The 1,597-nt window shown below is 46.3% G+C and carries 2 protein-coding genes; both read right to left on the reverse strand.

What is annotated here, in order from left to right:
- Nucleotides 1-10 precede the first annotated feature (10 nt).
- Entirely contained in the window at nt 11-1,321 is a 1,311-nt protein-coding gene (locus WCO51_13720) for a HEAT repeat domain-containing protein (GenBank protein MEI6514312.1), read from the reverse strand.
- A gap of 79 nt (nt 1,322-1,400) precedes the next feature.
- Nucleotides 1,401-1,597, reverse strand: a 197-nt coding sequence (locus WCO51_13725) for a hypothetical protein (protein ID MEI6514313.1), incomplete at its 5' end; no start/stop codon positions are given.

Raw genomic sequence — 1,597 nt, forward strand, 5'->3', positions numbered from 1 at the left:
GGGTTCATTTTCACTTTTCGCGCCGATCTCCTCTATCAGGATCGTCAGGCTGGTTAATGCCTCTCCATACTTCCGCCGCACGTAATCCTAGTTGCTTCTCCCGAAGCGTAACAGGTGGCCGCAAGCAAACAAACCGCTCGAAGTATTCCACCGTGCCCGGGCCATCAGCCGGCATCAGAGATTCGTTCGTCAATATCATGCGTATTTCATCGGCATAATCCCGTGACGGTTTCTTATTCTCCATGAGGAGAAGAGCAACTGCGGCGAAAGGGCGAACATAGTCTGCTGGGTCGTGCAAATGTTCAGCCACATTCTTCACGTATTCCCTGGCGTCTAGAATACCGAGGGCGATAAGTGCATCACATTTAACACTAGGGCTTTGGTCATTTATCAGCATTGCAATTTCCTTCTTATAGTCCTTGGCTTCAAGCAAGGCCAGCGTTTTGGCAGCCTTCCCCTTGAAATATTCGTGATCAAGCATCGCTGCCAAAGCTTTAGATTGATTTTGGGCGTTTAGCCTTACTAGGGAGTCGAATGCCATTTCAGGGATATTTATATCCCCTTCCGATCTGAGCATATCTGCGATCTCTTTCGCGTATTCAGTTGCATCAAGTTCAACTAATGCCATCATCGCTGCTCGGCAAACGTCATCTCTATTGCTATCAGACAGAAGCTTAGCTATATTATTAGCATAATCCTTGGCCCCCATAAATCCGAGTCCTAGGGCAGCATCTGCCCTAATTGAACTGCGCGGGTCTTGAAGGATTTCTGCCAAGCGCGGAGCATATTCATGGGCGCGCATAATTCCCAGCGCTATTGCAGCATGGCCCCGATCATAATAATAGGAATGCATATCAAATCCTTTGGGAGGCGGATCCCTCATATTTACTATCAGTTTAGCAATATCCTGCTTGTGCCCCAAGTCCCCGAGAATTGCCAGCACCAACGCGCCATGCCCGCGAATGATTGGATCTTCATTCTTCAAGAGACCTGCCACTATATTTTTTACGGCTTCGATTCCGCCGGTTGCGACAAGTTGAGGTATCTGACGACTGTCGTAAAAAGGGCGGAGGATATTGGCAGTGCTCTCATCGCACTCTCGTTTCTTCTCATCTTTTGAAGAATAGAGCTCATGCCGAGAAAATCTCAGCAATTCATCGTGTTTTTTGAGGCGGTCTTGAATCTGCTCGTATTGTTTCTGCTCAACAGGTGAAAGGGGCGTTGCCTCCTGTTGGCTGGTTACGTCACTAGTCAAGCTGAAGACAATCGAAAACACTATGGTTGATGCAGTGAAAACGGCGTGGGGCTTTAGAAAATTCAATGATTTTGATTGCATTGTGATATTAGGTTGATAATGCGATATGTGGTTTGTTCTCTCTGCAAACACACTTTGCACGTCTCTAGATTAGACGGCGTTTCGCAAAGCGGTTCATAGTAAGCAATTTGGCAGTATCTGGATGTGTAAGAAAACATTTGGAAGCATGGGAGATGGGGAAACGATTGGTTTGCGAAATAGCGTTGCTAAAGGCTATGTAGTTCCATTTAGGAGGCGTAAAGAAATAAACATTACAATCACTGTAATTTAACATGGTACTAT

Source organism: bacterium, from assembly GCA_037131655.1.
Taxonomy (GTDB): Bacteria; Armatimonadota; Fimbriimonadia; order Fimbriimonadales; family JBAXQP01; genus JBAXQP01.